General features: G+C 68.3%; 3 protein-coding genes and 2 pseudogenes. 4 read left to right on the forward strand and 1 reads right to left on the reverse strand.

Translation table 11 applies throughout. From position 1 onward, the window contains the following. The first annotated feature begins 386 nt into the window (after positions 1–386). The 4 genes and pseudogenes from ABTY04_RS40525 to ABTY04_RS40540 all read left to right on the forward strand — a co-directional run. Entirely contained in the window at positions 387–1,313 is a 927-nt protein-coding gene (locus tag ABTY04_RS40525) for an IS110 family RNA-guided transposase (RefSeq protein WP_352218440.1), read from the forward strand. Continuing rightward, complete coding sequence (locus tag ABTY04_RS40530) at positions 1,298–1,717, forward strand: transposase (RefSeq protein WP_352218443.1); 420 nt, start codon at positions 1,298–1,300, stop codon at positions 1,715–1,717. Before ABTY04_RS40525 ends, ABTY04_RS40530 begins: the two co-directional genes overlap by 16 nt. A gap of 69 nt (positions 1,718–1,786) precedes the next feature. Beyond that, positions 1,787–1,970: pseudogene (locus tag ABTY04_RS40535) on the forward strand (helix-turn-helix domain-containing protein); the annotation flags it as partial. 4 nt (positions 1,971–1,974) lie between these two features. Continuing rightward, positions 1,975–2,067 (forward strand): annotated as a pseudogene (locus tag ABTY04_RS40540) (IS5/IS1182 family transposase); the annotation flags it as partial. Between the two features lie 236 nt (positions 2,068–2,303). Here ABTY04_RS40540 and ABTY04_RS40545 read toward each other — a convergent pair. Next, positions 2,304–3,326 carry a YVTN family beta-propeller repeat protein gene (locus ABTY04_RS40545; protein WP_352218442.1) on the reverse strand — a complete coding sequence of 341 codons (1,023 nt, stop codon included), beginning with the start codon at positions 3,324–3,326 and terminating at the stop codon, positions 2,304–2,306. Positions 3,327–3,709: the final 383 nt, after the last annotated feature.

A 3,709-nucleotide genomic window follows, 5' to 3' on the forward strand; every position in this document is an offset into this window, starting at 1 on the left:
CCTACCTCGATCAGCACGAGATCCCCCGGCCGAAGTCCTGGCGCACCCTGGGCACCTGACCCCGGCGACTCCAAGATCCCCGACACAGTCAAGCTAAGATTTGTCGGCTCATCGGCAGGGCCGCTACGCACGTGGCCGGACGGGCGTTTGTGACCTTATAGGAGTCAGCCGTTCACCTGCGGATGACGCCTCGCGGGCGTGAAAATCGGTACGGGGCTGTTCGTCGACGCCGATCGATGTTTGGGTCGTGAGCCCGCATAGGAGTCTGGTGAGGGAGCCGTCCGAGGGGCCGCACACTGTCGCTTTGAGCACGCCGATCAGCTTCTCCGTTCCCCTCAGGCTCCCCGGGCAGCCCCGCCCGCACTGCCGCAGCAAGGGGGTACGTCATGGAGGAGTTGCGAGAGGACCACGACGACGGAACCGTCGCCAGGGTCGCGGCCATCGACATCGCCAAGGCATCCGGAATGGTCTGCCTGCGCGTCCCGCACGACACCATCGAGGGTCGGCGCGTCCAGCAGGTCTGGACGGTCGCCTCAACCACGAACGCGATCCTGGAGCTCGGCGACCGGCTGGTTTGCCAGGGCGTCGAGCGGGTGGTGATGGAGGCGACGGGCTCGTACTGGCGCCCGTTCTTCTACCTGCTGGAAGCCCGCGGCCTGGACTGCTGGCTCGTCAACGCGCGGGACGTGAAGAACGTCCCAGGCCGGCCCAAGACCGACAAGCTGGACGCGGTCTGGCTGGCCAAGCTCGCCGAACGCGGCATGGTCCGCGCCTCGTTCGTCCCGCCCAAACTGGTTCGGCAGCTGCGGGACTTTACCCGCACCCGCACCGTGTTCGTCCAGGAACGCACCCGGCACAAGCACCGCGTCGACAAGGCTCTGCAGGATGCGCAGATCAAGCTGTCCGGAGCCGTCTCCGACCTGTTTGGCCAGTCCGGGCGGGCCATGATGAACGCCTTGGTCGCCGGGGAACGCAATCCCCGTGCCCTCGCCGAGCTTGCCCAGGGCAGTCTCGTCAAGAAGAAGGCGGCCCTGGCCGAGGCCCTGACGGGGCAGTTCGAGGACCACCACGCCCGCCTGCTCGGGGTGCTGCTGGCCACCATCGACCACCTGACCGCCCAGATCCACGAACTCGGCCAGCTCATCGCCCAGACACTGGAAGAGATCACCACCCCGCCAGACGACCCGGCCGACGCGGACGGGCCGGCCACTGTGGTGAGCGCGCGCAGGTACTGGCTGAGCGTCTCGATGCCGTTCCCGGTATCGGACCGACCACAGCGCAGATCATCCTCGCCGAGATCGGCGCGGACATGAGCCACTTTCCCACCCCCGAACACCTGGTCTCCTGGGCGAAATTGTGCCCTCGCACCATCCAGTCCGGAGCAAAGAACACCGCAGGCCCGGCCGGGCAGGGCAACCCCTGGCTCAAGGGGGCATTGGGCGAGGCCGCAAACGCCGCCGCCCGCACCGACACCTTCCTCGGCGCCCGTTACCGCCGCATCGTCAAGCGTCGCGGCCATGCCAAAGCCCTGGTGGCCGTCGCTCGCTCGATACTCGTCGTCGCCTGGCATCTGATCAACGACCCGGACGCCTCCTACCAGGAGCTCGGCGCTGACTGGCACCGCCGTCACCTCGATGCCGCACGCAAGACCCGTGATCTCGTCCGCCAGCTCCAGGCCCTCGGCCACCAAGTCGCCCTCGCGCCAGCGTCAGCCTGACCGCTTGTCTCACCGTCATCCGGTCCGCAAGCGGCCCGGATGCTGCCGCCTGCCCTCCCGAAGGTCGATTCCTATAGCGTCTCCGCTGCCACGAGGCTGGTGCACCGGCTCGGCTTCAGTCCGCAGGTTCCCGCCCGCCGGGTCGCCGAACGGGATGAGCAGGCCGTGACCGCGTGGAAGGAGGCAACCTGGGCGGAGGTAAAAGGGCCCGGGGCGGCCTGCGGGGGCTACGTCTGCTTCGAGGACCAAGCCTGCTTGACCTGACGGCCGCCCGGAGCCACGGGATCGTCGACGCACTCGCCACCGCGGGACTGAAATGCTGGGCGGACAAGGCGTACCAAGGCGCCGGCCGGCACATCTGAGTCCCCTTCCGGGGCCGCTGACTCCAGCGATGGAAGGGCCGACTACCGCCGCAGACGTGTCACCGTGGCTGTGGTGGACTTCGTGCCCCCGGGCCATGCTCCAAGACAGAGCAACTGCGGCAGAGCCAGGTCGACGCCGAGACCGGCCGGTGTCCTGGAAGCCCTGGCCGGCGTGACCTCTCGTGCTCAGGCGAGCCGCACTGTCGCGGTGTTCGGACCCCGGGTCAGGCCCTCTTTCCTTGTGCCGCTGCCACGCCGGTCGGCCCGTCGCCCACGGCCACTGTGTGCGTTGCGCGGGCTGTCGAGGTGTCAATGACCGACAGGGTGTCCGAGTCGAAGTTGCTGACGTAGACCAGGGAGCCGCCCGGGCTGACAGCGAGGCCGTTGGGGCCGTGTCCCACGGGGACGGTGTCCGTGACGGCACGGCCGCGGGTACTGATCACGGACACGCTGTCGGACCCGATGTTGGCGACGTAGACCTGGCGGCCATCCGGTCGCACCCCGATTCCCGCAGGCTGGTCCCCGACCGGGATGCGGTCCGATTCCGCGCCGGCGTGAACGTCGACCACCGACACGTCGTCCGAGGTCAGGTTGGAGACGTACAGGCGACGGCCGTCGGGGGTGAGCACCAGGGCGGTCGGTCCGCTGCCGACGGGGATGGTGCCGGTGACCGTTCCGGTGGCGGTCCGGACCACTGAGACGGTGCCGGACGCGGCGTTGGCGACGTACAGGGTGCATCCGTCGGGTGTCACCGCCACGCCCAGCGGGGCATCGCCCACCGTGATTGTGTCCGTCACGGCACGGGTGCGGGTGCTGATCACGGACACGTTGTCCGACCCGACGTTGGCGACGTAGACGTTCCGGTTGTCGGGGGAGACCGTCACTCTGCTCGGTTCGTCCCCGACAGCGACGGTGGCGATGACCGTCCTGGTACGGGCGTCGATGACCGATAGGGTGTCCGCCGCGGAATTGGTGACGTAGACGCGGGAGCCGTCCGGGCTGACGGCCACGCTGTCCGGTCCGTGCCCGACGGGAACGCTGTCGACGACCATGCCGGTGCCGGTGTCGACGGCCGACACCGTGTCGGAGTGGAGGTTGGCGATGTAAACGAGGGCATCGGGCCGCGGGGACAGCCCGGCTGCCGTCGTCCCGGCGGCTGCGCCGGCCAGGCTTCCCGGTCCCATCAGCGCCGCTGTCACACAGAGCACCACGGCCGCTCGCCGCCCCATGTCCTGATTCCTCGTCATGGGCCCACGCTAGGGCTCCGGGGCGGAAAGCTACGTGAGGCTCACGCTCAGGCTGACCGAACGGCACACCGTCCACCGGGGCCGTCTACGACTACTCCGTCTTGACCAGCCGCACCCTGCGCAACCTCACCCAGGGCACAACGGCGCCTGCTCCGACAACAACGACTGCGCTGCCGACCCGTTGGCCACGTTTACCTGGCGGCCAATCCGGTCGCACCCCTCACGCGTGTCTCTTCGATGGGTTGGTCAGTTGATCGGATGTGTCCGTCCGATGAGTGATCACTGATGCTGGGCTTGCTTCGCTTTGACGGACATCGGAGATCAGGGGTTTCGGCCCTGGAAGGATGATGTTCATCATGGAGAGCATGGGGAAGAAGAAGCCG

Source organism: Streptomyces sp. NPDC097981 (assembly GCF_040302565.1).
Classification (GTDB): Bacteria; Actinomycetota; Actinomycetes; order Streptomycetales; family Streptomycetaceae; genus Streptomyces.